Origin of the sequence: Streptomyces curacoi (genome assembly GCF_001513975.1) — a bacterium.
GTDB lineage: Bacteria > Actinomycetota > Actinomycetes > Streptomycetales > Streptomycetaceae > Streptomyces > Streptomyces curacoi.
Genome location: NZ_KQ947989.1, coordinates 524,680 through 544,764, shown reverse-complemented (window position 1 = coordinate 544,764; position 20,085 = coordinate 524,680). Strand labels below are relative to the sequence as shown.

At 71.3% G+C, this 20,085-nt stretch carries 16 protein-coding genes; 12 read left to right on the top strand and 4 right to left on the bottom strand.

From position 1 onward, the window contains the following. The first annotated feature begins 109 nt into the window (after positions 1-109). Both AQI70_RS22480 and AQI70_RS22475 read left to right on the top strand, forming a co-directional pair. Positions 110-2,173, top strand: a complete 2,064-nt coding sequence (locus AQI70_RS22480) for a galactose-binding domain-containing protein (protein WP_062152861.1) — start codon at positions 110-112, stop codon at positions 2,171-2,173. A gap of 19 nt (positions 2,174-2,192) precedes the next feature. Beyond that, a complete protein-coding gene (locus tag AQI70_RS22475) occupies positions 2,193-2,789 on the top strand; it encodes a TetR/AcrR family transcriptional regulator (RefSeq protein WP_062152859.1) in 597 nt (198 codons plus the stop codon). A gap of 8 nt (positions 2,790-2,797) precedes the next feature. On the opposite strand, the gene AQI70_RS22470 is transcribed toward AQI70_RS22475, so the two are convergent. After that, positions 2,798-3,913, bottom strand: coding sequence for an acyltransferase family protein (locus tag AQI70_RS22470; RefSeq protein ID WP_062152856.1), 1,116 nt, complete (start codon positions 3,911-3,913; stop codon positions 2,798-2,800). Positions 3,914-4,129: 216 nt separating this feature from the next. Between AQI70_RS22470 and AQI70_RS22465 the strand changes: the two genes are divergently transcribed. From AQI70_RS22465 to AQI70_RS22450, 4 genes are all read left to right on the top strand, one after another. Further along, positions 4,130-4,996, top strand: a complete 867-nt coding sequence (locus AQI70_RS22465) for a hypothetical protein (protein ID WP_062152854.1) — start codon at positions 4,130-4,132, stop codon at positions 4,994-4,996. Positions 4,997-5,203: 207 nt separating this feature from the next. Beyond that, positions 5,204-5,830 carry a class F sortase gene (locus AQI70_RS22460; protein ID WP_107117056.1) on the top strand — a complete coding sequence of 209 codons (627 nt, stop codon included), beginning with the start codon at positions 5,204-5,206 and terminating at the stop codon, positions 5,828-5,830. A gap of 129 nt (positions 5,831-5,959) precedes the next feature. Beyond that, entirely contained in the window at positions 5,960-7,858 is a 1,899-nt protein-coding gene (gene htpG, locus AQI70_RS22455) for a molecular chaperone HtpG (RefSeq protein ID WP_062152852.1), read from the top strand. Between the two features lie 99 nt (positions 7,859-7,957). Further along, a complete protein-coding gene (locus tag AQI70_RS22450) occupies positions 7,958-8,368 on the top strand; it encodes a VOC family protein (protein ID WP_062152850.1) in 411 nt (136 codons plus the stop codon). Positions 8,369-8,434: 66 nt separating this feature from the next. On the opposite strand, the gene AQI70_RS22445 is transcribed toward AQI70_RS22450, so the two are convergent. Continuing rightward, positions 8,435-10,699 (bottom strand): WD40/YVTN/BNR-like repeat-containing protein, encoded by a 2,265-nt coding sequence (locus tag AQI70_RS22445; protein WP_244181791.1) that lies wholly within the window; start codon positions 10,697-10,699, stop codon positions 8,435-8,437. A 249-nt stretch (positions 10,700-10,948) separates the two neighbouring features. Between AQI70_RS22445 and AQI70_RS22440 the strand changes: the two genes are divergently transcribed. The 6 genes from AQI70_RS22440 (at position 10,949) to AQI70_RS22415 (ending at position 18,543) form a co-directional block, all read left to right on the top strand. Beyond that, positions 10,949-12,439, top strand: coding sequence for a type III PLP-dependent enzyme domain-containing protein (locus AQI70_RS22440; RefSeq protein WP_062152848.1), 1,491 nt, complete (start codon positions 10,949-10,951; stop codon positions 12,437-12,439). Beyond that, positions 12,436-13,755 carry a pyridoxal-phosphate dependent enzyme gene (locus AQI70_RS22435; protein WP_062152846.1) on the top strand — a complete coding sequence of 440 codons (1,320 nt, stop codon included), beginning with the start codon at positions 12,436-12,438 and terminating at the stop codon, positions 13,753-13,755. Before AQI70_RS22440 ends, AQI70_RS22435 begins: the two co-directional genes overlap by 4 nt. Before the next feature lie 6 nt (positions 13,756-13,761). Then, positions 13,762-14,979 carry an aminotransferase class V-fold PLP-dependent enzyme gene (locus AQI70_RS22430; RefSeq protein WP_062152844.1) on the top strand — a complete coding sequence of 406 codons (1,218 nt, stop codon included), beginning with the start codon at positions 13,762-13,764 and terminating at the stop codon, positions 14,977-14,979. Between the two features lie 94 nt (positions 14,980-15,073). Then, positions 15,074-15,838 (top strand): class I SAM-dependent methyltransferase, encoded by a 765-nt coding sequence (locus AQI70_RS22425; RefSeq protein ID WP_062153114.1) that lies wholly within the window; start codon positions 15,074-15,076, stop codon positions 15,836-15,838. A gap of 175 nt (positions 15,839-16,013) precedes the next feature. Continuing rightward, positions 16,014-17,141, top strand: coding sequence for a GNAT family N-acetyltransferase (locus AQI70_RS22420; RefSeq protein WP_062152842.1), 1,128 nt, complete (start codon positions 16,014-16,016; stop codon positions 17,139-17,141). A 163-nt stretch (positions 17,142-17,304) separates the two neighbouring features. Beyond that, a complete protein-coding gene (locus AQI70_RS22415; RefSeq protein ID WP_062152840.1) occupies positions 17,305-18,543 on the top strand; it encodes a DegT/DnrJ/EryC1/StrS family aminotransferase in 1,239 nt (412 codons plus the stop codon). A 21-nt stretch (positions 18,544-18,564) separates the two neighbouring features. Here the strand turns inward: AQI70_RS22415 and AQI70_RS22410 are convergent, their stop codons facing one another. Together AQI70_RS22410 and AQI70_RS22405 are read right to left on the bottom strand one after the other, a co-directional pair. Then, positions 18,565-19,800, bottom strand: coding sequence for a beta-ketoacyl-[acyl-carrier-protein] synthase family protein (locus AQI70_RS22410; protein ID WP_062152838.1), 1,236 nt, complete (start codon positions 19,798-19,800; stop codon positions 18,565-18,567). Further along, on the bottom strand, positions 19,797-20,066 hold the full coding sequence (locus AQI70_RS22405; RefSeq protein WP_062152837.1) for an acyl carrier protein: 270 nt from the start codon (positions 20,064-20,066) through the stop codon (positions 19,797-19,799). Before AQI70_RS22405 ends, AQI70_RS22410 begins: the two co-directional genes overlap by 4 nt. Positions 20,067-20,085 lie beyond the last annotated feature (19 nt).

Sequence of the window (20,085 nt, the reverse complement as noted above, 5' to 3'; positions counted from 1 at the left end):
TCCGTCCCGGACCCTTGACTCGTAAAGCGGGAGTCGCGATCCTCGTCGCACATCTTGCGAGGTCATGACAACTCGACCCCGCTATCCCGCCGACCGAGGGACGTGGGCTGTGACCAGTGCCGGACGCCCGTACCGCAGACGCAAGAACGTCACCGTGGTGTCGCTCCTCCTCCTCGTGCTGGCCGTCGCAGTGGGCCCGACCCCCAGCTCGGCGGCCGGCACCGACTGGTGGGTGCCGACGGCACGACCCACGCCGGACTCGCAGATCAACGTCACGGGCGAGCCCTTCACCGGCACGAACGCACAGGGCGAGGTGCGCGGCTTCGTCGACGCGCACAACCACCTGTTCTCCAACGAGGCCTTCGGCGGGCGGCTGATCTGCGGCAAGCCGTTCTCCGAGGCCGGCATCGCCGACGCCCTCAAGGACTGCCCCGAGCACTACCCCGACGGTTCGCTGGCGGTCTTCGACTTCATCACCAACGGCGGCGACGGCAGACACGACCCGGTCGGCTGGCCCACCTTCAAGGACTGGCCCGCCCACGACTCGCTGACCCACCAGCAGAACTACTACGCCTGGGTGGAGCGGGCCTGGCGCGGCGGCCAGCGCGTGCTGGTCAACGACCTCGTCACCAACGGCGTGATCTGCTCGGTGTACTTCTTCAAGGACCGCGGCTGCGACGAGATGACGTCCATCCGGCTGCAGGCCAAGCTGACGTACGACATGCAGGCCTTCATCGACAAGATGTACGGCGGGACCGGCAAGGGCTGGTTCCGGATCGTCACCGACAGCGCGCAGGCCCGCGAGGTCGTCCGGCAGGGCAAGCTCGCCGTCGTCCTCGGCGTGGAGACCTCCGAGCCCTTCGGCTGCAAGCAGGTCCTGGACATCCCGCAGTGCAGCAAGGCGGACATCGACAAGGGGCTGGACGAGCTGCACGCGCTCGGCGTGCGCAGCATGTTCCTGTGCCACAAGTTCGACAACGCCCTGTGCGGCGTCCGCTTCGACGAGGGCACCCTCGGAACGGCCATCAACGTCGGCCAGTTCCTGTCGACCGGCACCTTCTGGAAGACGGAGAAGTGCACGGGCCCGCAGCACGACAACCCCATCGGCGGGGCCGCGGCGCCCGAGGCCGAGAAGGAACTCCCGGCGGGTGTCGACGTCCCGTCGTACGACGCGGACGCCCGGTGCAATGTGCGCGGGCTCACCGGACTGGGCGAGTACGCCGTGCGCGGCATGATGAAACGCAAGATGATGCTGGAGATCGACCACATGAGCGTCAAGGCCACCGGCCGGGTGCTCGACATCTTCGAGGCCGAGTCCTACCCCGGCGTGCTCTCCTCGCACAGCTGGATGGATCTCGACTGGACCGAACGGGTCTACGGCCTCGGCGGCTTCATCGCCCAGTACATGCACGGATCGGAAGGCTTCGTCGCGGAGGCGGACCGCACCGAGGCGCTGCGCGACAAGTACGGCGTGGGCTACGGCTACGGCACCGACATGAACGGCGTCGGCGGCTGGCCGGCCCCGCGCGGCGCGGACGCCGCCAACAAGGTGACGTACCCCTTCAAGAGCGTCGACGGCGGCTCCGTCATCGACCGGCAGACCACCGGCCAGCGCACCTGGGACCTGAACACCGACGGTGCCGCCCACTACGGGCTCGTCCCGGACTGGATCGAGGACGTCCGCCGCGTCGGCGGCCAGGAGGTGGTGGACGACCTCTTCCGGGGCGCCGAGTCCTACCTCGACACCTGGGCGGCCTCCGAGACCCACGAGGCCCGGGTCAATCTCGCGCGCGGCGCCACCGCGTCGGCCAGTTCGTCCGAGTGGAGCCTGTTCACCAGCTACCAGCCGCCCCGGGCCGTCGACGGCGACCGCGGCACCCGCTGGGCCAGCGACTGGAGCGACGACCAGTGGTACAAGCTCGACCTCGGCTCCACCCAGCTCGTCAAGCGGGTCACCCTGGACTGGGAGCGCGCGTACGGCAAGTCGTACCGCATCGAGCTCTCCACCGACGGCGTGCACTGGCAGACCGCCTGGTCCACGACATCCGGCGACGGCGGCCTGGACACGGCCGGATTCGTCGGCACACCGGCCAGGTATGTACGCATCCAGGGGCTGGACCGCGGCACCGACTGGGGCTACTCCCTCCACGAGGTCGGCGTCCACAGCGGCTGACACCCACGAGAGGGGTTCCATGGCACGGTTGCCGTCCGCCGAGCGGCGGCGACAGCTCACCGAGGCGGCGATCAGGGCGATGACCCGGGACGGCGTCCCCAGGACGACGACCCGGTCCATCGCCGCCGAGGCGGGCGTTTCGCTGAGCGTCTTCCACTACTGCTTCGACTCCAAGCAGGAGCTGATCGAGTCCGTCATCACCACCATCACCGAGCACTATGTGACGGTGGTGAAGGAGGCCCTACGGCCCCGGGCGACGCTGGAGGAGACCGTCCGGGCCGGGTTCCAGGCGTACTGGGACCATGTCCGCGCCCACCCCGACGAGCACATGCTCACCTACGAGCTGACGCAGTACGCCCTGCGCCAGCCCGGATTCGAACATCTGGCCCGACGCCAGTACGAGCTGTACGCCGAGACGTACGCCGACCTCATCGGCCGGCTGCAACGGGCCATGGACCTCCGGCTGCGCGTACCCGTCCCGGTACTGGCCCGCTATCTGGCCGCCATGACCGACGGCCTGACCCTCAACTACCTCGTGCTCGGCGACGAAGCGGCCTGCGACGGCGTCCTCGACACCGTCACCGCGCACATCGCCGGGCTGGTGCGCGAGCCCTGACGGGAAGGTCACCCGCGTACGGCCGCCCGATCGCGGGCCGGTTCCGCCGCCTCCCGCCGGAACAGCCACCGCAGGTCCGGCTCCACCGCGAAGCGCAGGGCGCGCCGGACGGGCGGGGTGCACAGCAGGGTCACGACCACGGCGGCGACGACGGTGACGACGACCGCGCCGAGCGGCCGGTGGATCCAGACGGGGTCGTACCAGCCCCAGAACCCGGCGCTCTGGGCGACGAAGCCGTGCAGCAGATAGCCGTACAGCGTGCCCGCGCCGAGCACGGTGCACCACATGCGCCGCCCCGGCACCCAGGCGAGGAAGCAGGCCACCAGCAGCAGCGAGCAGACGAACAGGACCGGCGTCATCACCACCCCGTACCAGGCGGGCGCGCCCAGCTCCTCGGCGCTGTCGCGGTGGTAGAACCAGGCGCCGGTCATCCGCGGCACCGCCCAGTACGCCACCACGAACGCGCACCCGAACACGGGTACGGCCGCGATCCGCACCGCGCGACGCCGGACCAGCCGGAAGTGCTCCGGTCTCAGGGACAGGCCCAGCACGAAGTACGGCAGGAACTGCAGGGTGCGCTGCAGATCGAGGTCGTCGCCGATGGACGGCGAGAGCGTGGCCAGCGCCGCCAGGGCGAGCGCGAGCGGCAGCGGGAGGCGCACCCACCGCCACAGCGGGGTGGTCAGCCGCCAGACGAACAGCGCCGTCAGGAACCACGTCAGATACAGGGGGTCCAGCAGGCTGATCGGGCGGTCCGGCTCCTGGTCGGTCCACCTGGTGAAAAGGGTGTACGCGGTCTCGAAGACGACGTACGGGACGACGAGCTGGGTCACCAGCCGCCTGAGCCGGTCCGGGCGGGCGTCGAAGCCCCGGGAGAAGTAGCCGGAGACGACGATGAACGCCGGCATGTGGAAGGCGTACACCACCATGTACAGCGCGCTGACGGTGCGGCTGCCGTCCCGCAGCGGCTCCCACGCGTGACCGGCCGCCACCAGCACGATCGCCAGGTACTTGGCGTTGTCGAAGAACGCGTCCCGTTGCCTGGCGGGCGCGGGCGGCGACGTCGTGCCGGTGGCGGGCGCCGTGTCGACTGCTTCCCCGGTGGTGACGATGGGCTGCGACATCCCACGCGTCTCACCACTTGTGGATGGCGCAAACCTTTTCAGGTGGCAGTCCATCCGCCAGGGGAGTGATGACAGGGCCGTAGGGGTGTGGACGTAACCCGTGTGAACGCCCTGAATGGTGCGAACGGGACAAATGGCTGACGGTGGTTCACGTCAAGGCCTGGTCCCAGTGGTGATGAAGCGTCAGCCGCCCAGGCCGTGATGGAAGGAATCACTATGCGCTCTGTTCGCATGCTGATCGCCACCGCGACGGCCACGGCCGCACTGGCGATCGCGCCCGCAGCCCACGCCGTTACGACGGGTGACTGGGACCACGACGACCATTCCTACAGCAAGGAGCACGACAAGCACGGCAAGCACGACGGGCCGCGCGGCGGAATGCACACGGGTGGCGGAGCACTGGCCGCCGTGAGCGACGACGACGAGTGGGGCGGCGCCAAGGACCCGAAGCACGACAAGGAGGGCAAGCACGAGGAGGAGAGCAAGCACGACAAGCACGGCAAGCACGGCAAGCACGACGAGCCGCGTGGCGGAATGCGCACGGGTGGCGGAGCACTGGCCGCCGTGAGCAACGACGACGAGTGGGGCGGCGCCAAGGACCCGAAGCACGACAAGGAGGGCAAGCACGAGGAGGAGAGCAAGCACGACAAGCACGGCAAGCACGAGGAGCCGCGTGGCGGAATGCGCACGGGTGGCGGAGCACTGGCCGCCGTGAGCAACGACGACGAGTGGGGCGGCGCCAAGGACCCGAAGCACGACCCGGACACCTACCGGGGCAAGGGCGAGGACTCCTGGGGCGGCGGCCACGACAAGGACCCCTGGAAGGACGACCACGGCAAGGACTCGTGGAAGGACGACCACGGCAAGGACTCGTGGAAGGGCGACCACGACGACTCCTGGGGCGGTGACCACGACAAGGACTCGTGGGGTTCCGGCCACGGCAAGCCGCGCGGCGGGATGCACACCGGCGGCGGCGGCCTCGACGCGCCGGGTGTCACCGCCGGCGGGCTGGCCGTGCTGGCGGTCGCCGGCACCGGCATCTACGCGATGCGCCGCAAGAAGGTCTCCGGAACCGTGGCCTGACCCTGCCCGACGTCAAAGCCGCTGGTGCCGCCGCACGTGCGCAGCGCGTCGCGGCGGCCCCGCTCGTCCTCCTCCCGCCCGCCCTGTCCGCTGCCGTGCCCAGTGAGGTGGTGCCCGATGGCCGCCGGCCGTCCCTGTCCCCCCGATGCCGAACCGGCCCCTTCCGATACCGGCGACCCGCAGTCACGGCGGACCAGGCGCGCGGCCGTGGCGATGTTCTGGAGCGCGATCGCCGCCGTGGTGGTGATGACGACCCTGAACGGAGGCCGGCAGGAGGCGTCCGAAGCCCGTCACACCCCCCATGCGCCACCGGCCGTCGAGTCGACCACTCCCGCAGCGGGCCGGTCGCCCTCGCCCACCCCGCGCCCCGTGGGCAGACATCTGCCGCGGTCCCGGCCGATCCGCCTGCTCATCCCCAAGATCTCGGTCAACGCCCCCTTCGTCGACCTCGCGATCGGCCGCACGGGCCAGCTCGAACCCCCGCCGGCCCACGACATCAACCTCGTCGGCTGGTACGCCAAGGGGGCCTCCCCCGGTGAAACGGGCACGTCGATCATCGCCGGGCATGTGGACACGGCCACGTCCCCCGCGGTGTTCGCGGGCCTGAGCGAGCTGGAGAAGGGCGACCGCTTCCATGTGCTGAGAGCGGACGGACGCAGAGCGTCCTTCGAGGTCGACAGCGTGGAGACCTTCGACAAGGACCACTTCCCCAGCGAGCGCGTCTACGGCGACACCCCGGGGGCCCAGGTCCGGCTCATCACCTGCGCGGGCGACTACGACCGCCAGGTCAGGGACTACACCGCGAACCTCGTCGTCTTCGCCCACCTCGTCTGAGCCGTCGGCGGTGCCGCGGGCCGGGATCGGTGCGGGCGATTCCCGCACCGCGGCACTCCGCGCTGACCTGGTGTCTTACAGTGACTGCGTCCAGTTCCGATGACTGAACCTGTGAGGTAGTCGCGAACCATGCCGACCGAGACGTTTGAGTTCCAGGTAGAGGCCCGTCAGCTGCTCCAGCTGATGATCCACTCGGTCTACTCGAACAAGGATGTCTTCCTGCGCGAGCTCGTCTCCAACGCCTCCGACGCGCTCGACAAGCTGCGTCTGGAGAAGCTGCGGGACGACACGCTCGACGCCGATGTGTCCGACCTGCACATCGAGCTCGACATCGACAAGGACGCCCGCACCCTCACGGTGCGGGACAACGGCATCGGGATGTCGTACGACGAGGTCGGACAGCTCATCGGCACCATCGCCAACTCGGGAACGGCCTCGTTCCTGAAGGAGCTGCGGGAGGCCAAGGACGCCGCCGGGGCCGAGGGGCTGATCGGCCAGTTCGGCGTCGGCTTCTACTCCGGCTTCATGGTGGCCGACGAGGTGACGCTGGTGACCAGGCGCGCCGGCGAGAGCAAGGGGACCCGCTGGACCTCGCGCGGCGAGGCCACGTACACGCTGGAGACCGTCGACGACGCACCGCAGGGCACGTCGGTCACGCTCCACCTCAAGCCCGCCGACCCCGAGAACCAGCTCCACGACTACACCTCGCCCTGGAAGATCAGGGAGATCGTCAAGCGCTACTCGGACTTCATCACCTGGCCGATCCGGATGGTCCCCGAGACCGGCGAGGGGGACTTTGCTCCCGAGGCCGAGACGCTGAACTCCATGAAGGCCCTGTGGGCGCGCTCGCGCGAGGAGGTGTCCGACGACGAGTACCACGAGCTGTACAAGCACATCAGCCACGACTGGCGCGACCCGCTGGAGACCATCCGGCTCCAGGCGGAGGGCACCTTCGAGTACCAGGCCCTGCTCTTCGTCCCCGCCCACGCCCCCCACGACCTGTTCACCCGGGACTTCAAGCGCGGTGTCCAGCTGTATGTGAAGCGCGTCTTCATCATGGACGACTGCGAGGCGCTGCTGCCGCCGTACCTCCGCTTCGTCAAGGGCGTGGTCGACGCGGCGGACCTCTCGCTCAACGTCTCCCGCGAGATCCTGCAGCAGGACCGGCACATCCGGATGATGCAGCGCCGGCTGACGAAGAAGGTCCTGTCCACGGTCAAGGAGATCATGACCAAGGACGCCGACCGCTACGCCACGTTCTGGCGCGAGTTCGGCACCGTCCTGAAGGAGGGCCTGCTCACCGACTCCGAGAACCGTGACGCCATCCTCGCCGTCGCGTCGTTCGCGACCACGCACTCCGAAGACGAGCCGACCACGCTGAAGCAGTACGTGGAGCGGATGAAGGACGGCCAGGAGGACATCTACTACATCACCGGCGAGTCCCGGCAGAGCATCGAGAACTCCCCGCACATGGAGGCGTTCCGGGACAAGGGCATCGAGGTCCTGCTGCTCACCGACCCCGTCGACGAGGTGTGGGTCGACGCCGTGGGCGAGTACGAGGGCAAGAAGCTGCGGTCCGTCGCCAAGGGCGAGATCGACCTCGACGCCAAGGGGGAGGAGAAGGCCGACGGGGAGCGGGAGAAGCAGACCGAGGAGTACGCCGGCCTGCTCGGCTGGATGCGGGAGCAGCTGGACGAGGACATCAAGGAGGTGCGCCTGTCGACGCGGCTCACCGTCTCCCCGGCCTGCGTCGTCTCCGACGCGCACGACCTGACCCCGGCCCTGGAGAACATGTACCGGGCCATGGGCCAGGAGGTGCCGCGCGCCAAGCGGATCCTGGAGCTGAACCCCGACCACCTGCTGGTCAAGGGCCTGAACCAGGCGTACAAGGAGAGCGCGGACCGCTCGGGTCTCGCCGAGTCCGCCGAACTGCTCCACACCCTGGCGGTGCTCGCCGAGGGCGGCCAGCCGAAGGACCCGGCGCGGTTCGTGAAGCTCGTCGCGGACCGCCTGGAGCGCACCCTGTAGCCGGGCCGGTGGGCCATGTGGTCGTGTGCGCGGGCCGTTGTCAGTGGCCCGCGCTACCTTCCTTGAAGTCGGCTTCTGGCATCCGCTTCGGGAGGATTCATGGCCTCGCGTCTCAACCCCTACATCACGTTCGCCGGTGACGCCCGGCAGGCGATGGAGTTCTACAAGGAGGTCTTCGGCGGCACGCTGGTGCTCAACACCTACGCCGAGTTCGGCCAGCAGGACACCCCCATGGCCGACAAGATCATGCACGGCATGCTGGAGACCCCCAGCGGCTTCACCCTGATGGGCGCCGACACCCCGACGGACGACCACAGGCCCGGCAACAACATCGCCGTGAGCCTGAGCGGCGACGACGACGCCGAACTGCGTGGCTACTGGGAGAAGTTGTCCGAGGGGGCCTCGGTGACCGTGCCGCTGGAGAAGCAGATGTGGGGCGATGTCTTCGGCATGTGTACGGACCGCTTCGGCATCACCTGGATGGTGAACATCAGCCAGCCGGGCAGCTGAGAGCGCACACCCGGCCGGGGGCACCGGGACACGGTCACCGATCGGGCGGCCATGCGAGAGGCGTGGTCAGTAAGTGGTCAGTTCGTAGAACCCCCTGCCGAAGGTGGCGGCCACCAGGCGGTGGTGACCGGCGTCGTACTCGATGTCGTCGACCGGCACCTGCGGCATTCCGCGGCCGAGCCGCAGCCAGTGGCCGCCGCCCGTGACGCTGGTGAAGACGCCCTGGTCGGTGCCGATGTAGAGGATGCCGCCGCGGGCGACGACGAGGTCGTTGACCGGCGCCGCCGGGAGGTTGCCCGACAGGTTCCGCCAGTGCCGGCCGCCGTCGGTGCTGCCGTACACATGGGGCAGCGCGGAGCCCGAGCGGTAACCGGAGTGCGTGGTCCACACCCGCTGCGGGTCCTTGGGGTCGACCACCACCCGGGTGACCCATGGCAGCCCATCGGCCAGCTTCGTCCAGGTCGCCCCGAGATCCCGGGTGACCCAGACACGGCCGTCGTCCGTGCCGACGTACACGGTGCGTCCGTCGCCCGCCGGGGCGATGGAGGTGATCGTGCCGTAGTTGGTGTAAATCGGGTCGGGGCCCGGGCCGCCGCTCAGGTCGGGGCTGATCGGCTGCCAGGTCGCGCCGCCGTCCGTGGAGCGGTTCAGCACCTCCGCGCCGTAGTAGAGGACCTTCGGGTCGCGCGGGTCGAAGACCACCGGCGTGAACCAGTTGCGGCGCTGGTAGGTCGTCCGGTCCGCGAAGTAGGTGAGCGTGTCGCCGCCGTCGGTGGAGCTGAAGCAGTTGCCGTACTGGTAGCAGGCGAAGACGTTGTTCACGTCGGCCGGGTTGATCAGGTTCTCCTCGCCGTCGCCGCCGAGGTACTCGTTGAACCTCTCCCCGCCCCAGGAGCGCAGCGAGCCGTTGTCCTGGGCGCCGCCCGAGATCCGGGTGACGTCCTGCGGGCTGATCGCCGCGCTGTAGAGCTGGGTGTAGGGCTGGTGGCGGGACTTCACCCAGCCGCCGTCGCCGTTCGCGTCGGAGCGGTAGACGCCGCCGTCGTTGCCCAGGTAGACCCGGCCGGGGCGACGCGGGTCCCACACCATGGCGTGCTGGTCGACGTGCATGCTGGTGTCGTCGGCCGTCCAGGTGCCGCCGCCGTCCTTGGTGGTCATCAGGGGCACACCCGCCACATGGACGTGCTCGCTGTCCCGGGGGTCGATCCACACCTTGCCGAACCACCAGCCGAAGCTGGACTGCGAGTTGGTGAGGGTGTCGTCGGCCGGCGTGCGGCTCCAGGTGCCGCCGCCGTCGGCCGAGGCGTAGAAGCCCTCGAAGGGACCGCTGGCCTTGTTGACGATCGCGTAGAGCTTCTCACCCGCGACCGCGAGGCCGATGCGGCCCACGTCCGGGCCCGCCGGGGGCAGCCCGCCGCCGAGCCGCTGCCAGGTCGCGCCGTCGTCCGTGCTGCGGAAGACGCCCGAGCCGACACCGCCGTACGTCCGCAGTTCGGGTGTCCTGCGGTGGTCCCACAGCACGGCGTAGAGCCGGTCGCCGTCGACGACGATCTCGGTGGCGCCGGTGAACTCGTTGGCGCCCGCGAGGATCCGCTCCCAGGTGGCGCCGCCGTCCTCCGAGCGGTAGACGCCCCGGTCGCCGCCGCCGTTGTACAGCGAGCCGGCCGCGGCGACATAGATGCGGCGAGGGTCGGCCGGGTCGACGGTGATCGCGCTGATCGCGCCGGAGTCGCGCAGACCGATCGGCTTCCAGGTGCGGCCGCCGTCCCGGCTCCGGTACAGCCCCGTCCCCTCGTAGGTGATGCTCCCGCCGCCCGGGTTGGGCTCACCGGTGCCCACGTACAGGGTGCCGTCCGGAGCGGTGGCCACCGCGCCCATGGCCTGGGTCCAGCTGCCGGGCCACACCGAGTGGAACGTCGCCCCGGCGTCGGTGCTGCGCCACAGCCCGCCGCTCGCGGCCGCCGCGTACAGGGTGTCGGCACGCTTCGGGTCGAGCGCGAGGGACACGATCCGCCCGCCGATGTTGGTGGGCCCGACGGCATTCCAGCGCCCGCCGACGGTGGGCAGTTCGCGGGCCTGCGCGGCGGCGAGGTCATGGGCGTGGCGCGGAAGGGACTCGCCCGGCAGGGTCTTCTGGAGATAGCGGTACTCCGCGGGGGCGGCCGGCCCACGGACCGGCCGGTACACATCGGACGGGCCCGGCGGCGCGGCGGCCCCGACCGGCGGGGCCGGCGCGGCGGCCGCGGGTGCCGCGAGCAACGCGGCGCCGGTGACCGCGGTGAGAACCAGCGAGAGCAGACCTCTGCCCATGAAGCCCTCTTCCATCGTCATGGTCACTTCAGTGCGGCAATGACGTTACGAGAGAAGCGAGTTGAGCAGAAGGGCGCGCGACGGCCGCTCCGGGACCGGTGGGGGCTTTCGGGACTGGTGGGTTCCGGCCGCCTGCAGACGTAACCGCCCACGGGGGCAGCTACAGGGCGTAAACCACTGGAAGGAAGGGAAAGGAGCTATACGGCAAACCGCGGGGAGTGGTGGTCAGTGCCCGGACGGCCGGGCCCGAGGCGCTGGGAGGGGCCGGACATGGGCGGGCAGCCCCTGTATCTCGAACCGCGGCTGGAAACGCGCTTGCGCGCGTTGCTGGCCTCTCCGGGACTGCTGCACACGCTCACCGACGCCCTCGGGTCGCCACTGAACCTGGTCGTCCCCGACCAACTCGCCGACAACGTCCAGCGGTTCCGCTCGGTGTACGGCACCCACCACCTGGCCGGCCAGGTGTTCCTCGCCCACAAGGCCACCCGGTCCAGCGCCCTGCTGCGGCGGCTCGCCGCCACGGACGCCGGTGTGGACGTCGCCTCGCTGGGGGAGTTGCAGCACGCCCTCGGCGCCGGCCTCACCCCCGACCGGATCACGGCCACCGGCCCGAAGAACCCGGAGTTCCTGTGGCTGGCGGCCCGCACGGCGGTCACCGTCAGCCTCGACACCCGCGGCGAACTGGAGCAACTGGCCACGCTGGTACGCAAACACACGCTCCCCAGGACCCGCGTCCTGCTCCGGCTGTCGGGGTTCGAGACGTCCGGCGTACGGGTGCTGAGCCGCCGTAGCCGATTCGGCACCGGTATGGGGGAGGTGGACCCGCTGCTGGACACCGTCGAGCGGCACGCCGACGTGATCGACCTGGTCGGGGTGGCCTACCACCTGGACACGACGAGCCTCACCGAGAAGGCCACGGCGCTGGAGGGCTGTCTGCGGGTGCTGGAGGAGTGCCGGAGCCGGGGGCTCCGGCCCCGGGCCGTGGACGTCGGCGGCGGATTCGGCGTCGACTACCTCGCCGACGGCGGGCAGTGGGAGCGGTACACGACCGAACTCACCGAAGCCGTGCTGGGCACCCGCCCGCCCCTGACGTACGGCGGCCACGGCTACGGACTGCGCAACGAGGGCGGCACCCTGCGCGGCAGGCTCGGCCTGTACCCCGCCCACCGCCCGGTCGCCGGAGCCCGCTACCTCGACGAGCTGCTCTCGCACCCGGCCGTGTCCCTGGGCGGCCGGCCGCTGGCCGCCCTGCTCCTGGAGCACCTGTACGACCTGCACACCGAACCCGGCCGGGCGCTGCTGGACCAGTGCGGACTGACCCTGACGAGGGTGCTGGAGGTGCGCGACCAGGACGCCGGCGGGCCCCTTCTCGTACGGCTGGCGGCGAAGGCCGACGACGTGGCGCTGGAGGAGCACGGGGTGCTCATGGACCCCGTCGTCGTCCCACGGGAACCGGCAGGCGCCGGTCCCGGCACCGGGACCGGCACTGGGACCGAACCGGTCGCCGTGCACCTCTTCGGCAGCCTGTGCCTGGAGTCCGACCTGATCACCCGCCGCACGGTCTTCCTGCCCCGCCGCCCGGAACCGGGCGACCTGTTGGCCTTCGCCAACACGGCCGGCTACTGCATGGACTTCCACGCCACCCGTGCCCAGCACCAGCCCGCCGCCCGCAAGGTCGCCGCCTGGCAGGAGGGCGGCGCCTGGCGCTGGTGCCTGGACGACCAGTACTGGCCGACCACACCCGTGGGGGGAGCGCAGTGAGGTACGACAGCATCACCGAGGCCATCGGCAACACACCGCTGGTGCGCATCGACCGGGCCGTGCACGGCCTCAACAACATCGACCTGTACGCCAAACTGGAGCTGCTCAACCCCTTCGGGTCGGTCAAGGACCGGGCCGCCTGGAACATGGCCCGCCCGCACCTGGCCGCCATGGCCGAGGAGGGCGGCCAGGTCGTCGAACTGTCCAGCGGCAACACCGCCAAGGCACTGGCCGTCCTCGCGGGCATGCACGGCCTGACCTTCAAGAGCGTCACCAACCGGATGCGCATCCCGGAGATCAAGGACCTGCTGCTGTTGCTCGGTGCGGAGATCGAGGAGCTGCCCGGACAGAGCGAGTGCCTGGACCCGACCGCCACCGACGACCCCCTCACCCTCTTCCACCGCACGCTCTCCGAGCCCGGCGGCACCCATCTGCACACCGACCAGTACTTCAACCCGCGCAACACCGAGGCCCACTTCACCGGCACCGGACCGGAGATCGTCAAGGACCTGGACGGCCGGGCGCCGGACTGGTTCATCGCCTGTGTGGGCACCGCCGGCTCCTCCACCGGCGTCGCCCGCGCCCTGCGCGAACACGATCCCGCCGTACGGGTCGTCGGGCTGGTCGCGGCCAAGTCCGACTTCATCCCCGGCATCCGCACCATCGACGAGGCCCACGAGGTGGGCCTCTTCGACCCCGGCACCTACGACACGATCGAGGCGGTGAGCGCCGACGACGCCATCGAGGGGATGCTGACCCTCAACCGCCGCTGCGGCATCCTGGCCGGCCCCACCGGAGGAGCCGCCTACTTCGGCGCCGTACGGCAACTTAGGGAGGCCGACCGGGAACTGACGCAGCGGCAGTCGGCGGCCTTCATCGTCTGCGACCGCGTCGAGAGCTACCTCAGCTACGTCCGCCGGCGGCGCCCCGACCTCTTCGGCAGCCCGCGCCGCAGGAACTCCCCGGCCGACCTGCCGGAGTCCGCGATCCGCACGGCACCGGCCATCGGCGTCACCGACGCCCAGGCGTGGATCGCCACCGGAGAACCGCTCGTCGTCGACCTGCGCAGCCCCTACGCCTACGCCGCCCTGCACATCGACGGCTCGGTCAACATCGTCGACGAGCTCTTCGAGGAACTCCTGCACGGCGGGCTGCCGTTCAGCCGCAACCGCCCGGTCCTGCTGGCCTGCCCGGTCGGCGAGAAGTCCGCCCGCTACGCCGCCCTGCTGACCCGGATGGGACACCCGGACGTCCGCAGCCTCACCGGCGGCATCATCGCCTGGCGCGACGCGGGCGCGCCCCTCGTACGGGACTGACCGCCCATGACCATACCCAGGACCGAACCCCAAGGGCCCGCAGCCACCGAGGAGTTGACACGGTGGCAGCGCGCCCTGCGCGCCCAGTTCCCGATCATCACCGCGCACCCGGAGCTGGCCTACCTGGACAGCGCGGCCACCGCCCAGAAACCGCAGGCCGTGCTGGACACCGTCCACACCTACCTCACCACCACCAACGCCAACGCCGGACGCGGCACCTACACCTGGGCCAACCGGACCACCGCCCTGGTCGAGCAGACCCGCGACCGCGTCCGGCGGTTCCTGGCCGACCCGGCGCCCGAGCGTTCGGCCGTGCACTTCACGAGCGGCACCACCGAGGGGCTGCGCACCATCGCCCGCGACTGGCTGCCCCGGCTCCTCGCCGACGGGGACGAGATCGTCGTCCCGGACGCCGACCACGAGGCCAACATCGCGCCCTGGCTGGAGGCGCAACGGGAACTGGCCAGGCAGGGCGTCCACATCCGCGTACGGCCGATGCCGTACCAGCGGTCGTCCGGCGACTACGACCACATCGCGCTCGCGGAACTCGCCGGTCCGCGGACCCGGTTCGTGGCCGCCACCCACGTCCACCACGTCTACGGCGGCGACATGAACATCCACCGCATCCGCCGTGCGGTCGGCCCGGACGCGGTCATCTGCCTGGACGCCGCCCAGAGCGTCGGCCATCTGCCGGTGTCCGTGGCCGACCTGGACGTCGACTTCGTCGTCTTCTCCGGGCACAAGGCCCTGGCACTGCCCGGCACGGGAGCGGTGTGGGCCCGCCAGGCACGCGGACCGCGGTTCACACCGGGCGGCTGGTCGGGCAGCCCCAACACCGTCGGCATCGCCTCCCTCGCCACCGCCCTGGACTGGCTGGACGCTGCCGGTACCGACCGGATCGAGCGGTGGACGGTCGCCCTGGCGGCCCGGCTCACCGACGGTCTGCGTCACCTCGACGCCTACGAGATCCTGGGCTGCCAGAGCAGCCTGGCCGCCGACTCCTCCGTACAGCGGCGCCAGGGCATCGTCACCTTCCGCCACCGTGCCATCGACTCCGGCGACCTGGGCTTCATCCTCTTCAGCGAGGGCTTCATGGTCCGCTCCGACCAGCACTGCCAGGGCAGCGCGGGGGAGCGGACCGGCTCGGTGCGGGTGAGCCTGCACGTCTACAACACCGCGGAGGAGATCGACCGGCTGCTGGCCGTCCTTGCCTCGCTCGGGTGACGTACCGCCATTAGGGGTAATGGGAACCGTTTCCACCTGTAGGGTCTTGCCCAGAGAGTGCGGACAGGTGCGGAACGGCGAGGTGCACGACGGGATGGGGCTGAGCCTGGCGACGGCGGAGCGATGGGTGGAGCGCTGGGAACGCCAGCAACAGCGGTACGCCGTCGACCGCGAGGAGCGGTTCACGGTGATCGCCGATGTAGTCGAACAGGCCCTGGCGGGCCGGTCCCGGCCGTCGATCGTGGACCTCGGCTGCGGTCCCGGATCGCTGGCGGCCCGGCTGGCCCGGCGGCTGCCGGACGCGGACATCGTGGGCGTGGACATGGACCCGCTGCTGCTGGAGCTGGCCCGTACCCACCACGCGGACGCGGCCCGCTACGTCGACGCGGTGATCGGCGAGGACGGCTGGGCGCGCACCCTGGGCCTCGACCGGCCCCTGGACGCCGCCGTGTCGACGACGGCCCTGCACTATCTGGACGCCGACACCCTGCGCCGCACCTACCGTGAACTCGCCGCACTGCTGCGGCCCGGCGGCGTCCTCGTCAACGGCGACCACTTCCCGCACGACGACAGCGCCCTGGCCGCACTCGCCGGATGCGTCGGGCGCCGTCACGCCGCCCGCCGGGACGACTTCGCGCACGAGGACTGGGCCTCCTGGTGGACAGCCGTCGCGAAGGACCCCGAGCTCGCCGACCTCGTCGCCGAACGCGACCGGCGGCAACCGCGGTCCGGGGCGACCGACAGCGCGCCGAACCTGACCCTGGCCGCACACCAACGGCTGCTGCGCCAGGCCGGGTTCGGGCATGTCGGCGTCGTCTGGCAGTACGGCGACAGCCATGTCGTCGTCGCCGTCCGCTGACCGGACCGCAGCGCGACCCCGGACCAAGCGCAGCTAAAGGTTCCTTCCACCGCCTTGACAGCGTGCGTACTGTTTCGCGACGTTTGAGCCGCGTCGCGGAGTTCGAGATGGGTGAAAATGCGGCGAGGCGCTGAAAGCGTGCGCCTTGGGGGGATTTCTGGGGGGAGAGGTCGCCATGCGATCCATGAGCGCCATCACGATTCACAGACCCGGGGAACTGAGCGAGCCGCTGCGCCGGGCCTGGCACCGGGCGATGGACGAGTCGCCCGACTACGCCAACCCCTTCCTGGCGCCGGAGTTCGCGATCGGTGTCGGCAGACACCGCGGCGGGGCGCGGGTGGCGGTCCTGCACGAGAACGGGGAGGCCGTCGGCTTCCTCCCCTACGAGCGCAACGCGTACGGCGTCGGCCGGGCCATCGGCCTGGGCCTGTCCGACTGTCAGGCGCTGGTGCACCGGCCAGGGGTCGGCTGGGACACCCGGGAACTGCTGCGGGCCTGCGGGCTGTCCGTCTTCGAGTTCGACCACCTGGTCGAGGAACAGAAGCCGTTCCGCAGGTATGTCACGGGGACCTTCGCCTCTCCCGTGGCCGATCTGAAGCCCGGCGAGGGCGAATACCCGCAGTGGCTGCGCCAGACGTACCCCGGGCTGGCCAGGACGACGCTGAAGAAGGAGCGGCGCCTGGGCCGCGACCTGGGCGAGGTGCGGTTCGTGTACGACGAGCGCGACCCTCGCGTGCTGCGCACGCTCATGCGGTGGAAGTCCGCCCAGTACCGCAGGACGGGGCGGATGGACCGGTTCTCCAAGCCGTGGATCGTCGACCTGGTGGAACACCTCTTCCACGTCCGCGAGGAGCACTTCACCGGCATCCTGTCCGTGGTGTACGCCGGTGACCGCCCGGTCGCCGCACACTTCGGGCCCCGGTCGCGCACGGTGTTCGCGGCCTGGTTCACCGCCTACGACCCCGAGTTCGGCTACTACTCGCCGGGACTGATGATGCATCTGCGGATGGCCGAGGCGGCGGGCCGCGACGGCGTGACGCTCATGGACATGGGGCGCGGCGAGAAGGAGTACAAGGACTGGCTGAAGACCCGTGAACTGCGCGTGGCCGAAGGGTTCGCGGTCCGCCCGCACCCGGTGGCGACCGCCCACCGGCTGTGGCGCAGACCGGTGCGCGGCCTGAGAAACACGGTCCTGGCCCATCCCCGGCTGAGAGAGCCCGCCGACCGGCTGCTGAAGACCGTCGGCACGCTGCGCACCTCCGGCCCGGCCCACCCGGCAGGACCGGGAGCCCGCGCCCGCTGAACGGGGCCCACTCCCGCCGACGGTCACGCGTCGCGCACGGCGTCGTGTCCACGGCCTTGCGCGGCCTCGAACCGGCCGTACGACTGCCTCGACCGGCGCTCGCGAGCGCGCACCGCCCGCCTCGGGCGACCCGTCTTCGTACCCTTCCACGGAAGAGGTGACCATGCCGTACGGATCGCGGCTCGCCGCGATGATGACACGGCGCATCGGACGCGAATGCGTCTACACGCCCTCCGCCCGACTCGCCCTCTATCTGGCGCTGCGGCGCTGGTGCCGGCCGGGCGCACGGGTGCTGATGTCCCCGGTGAACGACGACGTGATCCTCTTCGTCGTCCTCGCGGCCGGACTGCGCCCCGTCCAAGCGCCCGTGTCCCCGTGGGACGGCAACATCGACCCGGCCGCCGTACCGGAGTCCATGTGGCGGAACGTGGACGCCGTCCTCACCACGAACCTGTACGGCATCCCCGACCGCGTCGTCGAACTGCGCCGCCGCTGCGACCAGTTGGGGATCCCCCTGATCGAGGACGCGGCGCACGCCATCGGTACCCATGTGGACGGGCAGCCGATCGGGACCTTCGGGACGGCGGCGGCGTTCAGCCTGTCCAAGCACGTGGCGGCGACGGCCGGCGGTTTCCTCGCCGTCGACGGCGCGCGCACCCGCCGGGAGCTGGAGCTGCTGCGCGACGATCTGCTGACGCCGCGCCGCCTGCGCGCCGACCTGGCCACCACGCTGCGCCCGCTGGCCCGGTCCACCGTGCGCACCCTCCATCTGGTGCGTCCGGTCTGGCACACGATGCAGCGCCTCGGGCTGCTGGAACGCGACGACTTCCGCATGGCCCTGCACGCCCCCCGCCTCGCCGGCAGCGCCCGCCAGGCGCCGAGCCTCACCGCGTACGAGCCCTGGGTACGGGTCGACCTGCACGGCTTCCGCTCCCGCCACGGGGCCTTCGTCCGGGGGCAGCTGGAGTGGCGGATGGCCCTGCTCGACGGCGACCTCGCCCGGCGCCGGGCCGGTGTCGCGCTGCTGTCGGGCACCGCCTGGGCCACCCCGGCACTGCGCGAGGGGGCCGCCTCCGACAGCCCGCCGTCCCTGTTCCGGGTGCCGCTGCTGGTCCATGACCGCGACGCTCTCCTGGAACGTCTGGTGAACCACGGCATGGTCGCGGGCTACGTCTACGACCCGCCCCTCGACGACTACGCGGGCGCCGAGTTCGCCGAACCGTCCCCCGACCCCTCGGCCGCCCGCTGGTTCGCCGCCCACACCCTGCCGGCCGACCCCCTCCTGGCCCGCAGGGTCATCAACGCCCTGACGAGGGAACGGGCCGCCCCCGCACGCCCTCCGGTCCCCACCACCCCCCTCCCCGACACCGCGACCACTCCACCGACGCCCCTGGGCCAGTAGCCGGGGGCGGACGCCCGGTGGTCAGGGCAGGGTCAGGACCAGGGCCACGTTGTGGCCGCCGAAGGCGAAGGAGTTGGACAGCACGGCCGACACGCTGGTGTCCCGGGGCTCATGACGGACCACGTCCAGGCCGATCGCCGGGTCCGGCCGGTCGAGGTTGGCGGTGGGCGGGACCACCTGGTGCGTCAGCGTCTGCACGGCCGCCACCGCCTCGACGGCCCCGGCCGCGCCGAGGCTGTGGCCCGTCAGGGACTTGGTGGCCGTCACCGGGACGCGCAGGGCGAGCCGGCCCAGGGCGGCCCGGAGGGCGGCGGCCTCGGCGGCGTCGTTGCGCACGGTCCCCGTGCCGTGCGCGTTGACGTGGGAGATCTCCTCGGGCGCGAGCCCCGCCGAGCGCAGCGCGACGGTCACCGCGCGGGCGGCGGCGGAGCCGTCCGGGCGGGGCGCCACGATGTGGTGGGCGTCGCCGGTACGGCCGTAGCCGCGCAACTCGGCCAGCGGGCGCGCGCCCCGCGCCCGGGCGTGCTCGGCCGACTCCAGGACCAGGACGGCCGCGCCCTCGCTCAGCACGAAGCCCGCACGGTCCGCGCCGAACGGGCGGCTCGCCCGCTCGGGTTCGTCGTTGCGGGTGGACAGCGCCCGCATCCTGGCGAAGCCGCTCACCATCAGATCGGTCACCGGGGCCTCGGCTCCGCCGGCGAGCACGACGTCCGCCTCGCCCGAGGCGATCATCTGGTGCGCGGCCACCAGGGCGTCCGCCCCGCCGGCACAGGCGGTGACCGTGGTGGTGACGGGCCCCGAGAAGCCGTGGCGGATGGCGAGCCAGGCGGCGGAGGCGTTGTGCATCGACGTCGGGACATAGCGCGCGCCGATCCCGTTCGGGCCCCGCCGCGTCAGGGCCACAGCGCCGTCGCGGTAGGCCTCGGTGCCCCCGCAGCCGGTGCCGAGCACCACGCCCACCCGGGTCCCGTCGGCCGTGGCCGGGTCCAACCCGGCGTCCCGCAGGGCCAGTTCGGCCGCTGCCGCCGCGAGGTGCGTGACGCGGTCGGTCACGGCCGCCTCCCGCCGGGCGGGCCGCAGCTCCTCGGGCAGGTCCACCTCACCGGCGATCCGCACCGGCAGGTCCGAGGCGTCGAACCTGGTGATGGGGCGTACGGCGCTGCGGCCCGCCAACTGGCCCGCGTGGAACGCCTCGGCGCCGACGCCCACCGGGGTCACTGGGCCGAGCCCGGTGACCATCACACGGCGGCCGCTCATGCCGCCGGCTCCGCGGCCGGGGAGGCCGTGGCGCGCAGCGCGTCCACCTGGGCGACGACCTCGCCCAGCGAGGTGAGGGACAGCGCGACCTCGTCGGTCACGGGTACGCCGAGTTCGTTCTCCAGCGCGGAGACCAACTCGACCAGGTCGAGCGAGTCCAGGCCCAGGTCCTCCCGGAAGCGGGCGTCGGGCGTGAGCTCCTCGGGCTCCAGGCCCAGGCGGTCCGCCAGGACGTCGACGAGGTGCTGGTGGGCGGTGCTGTTCATGAGGGTCCTCCCCAAGGTG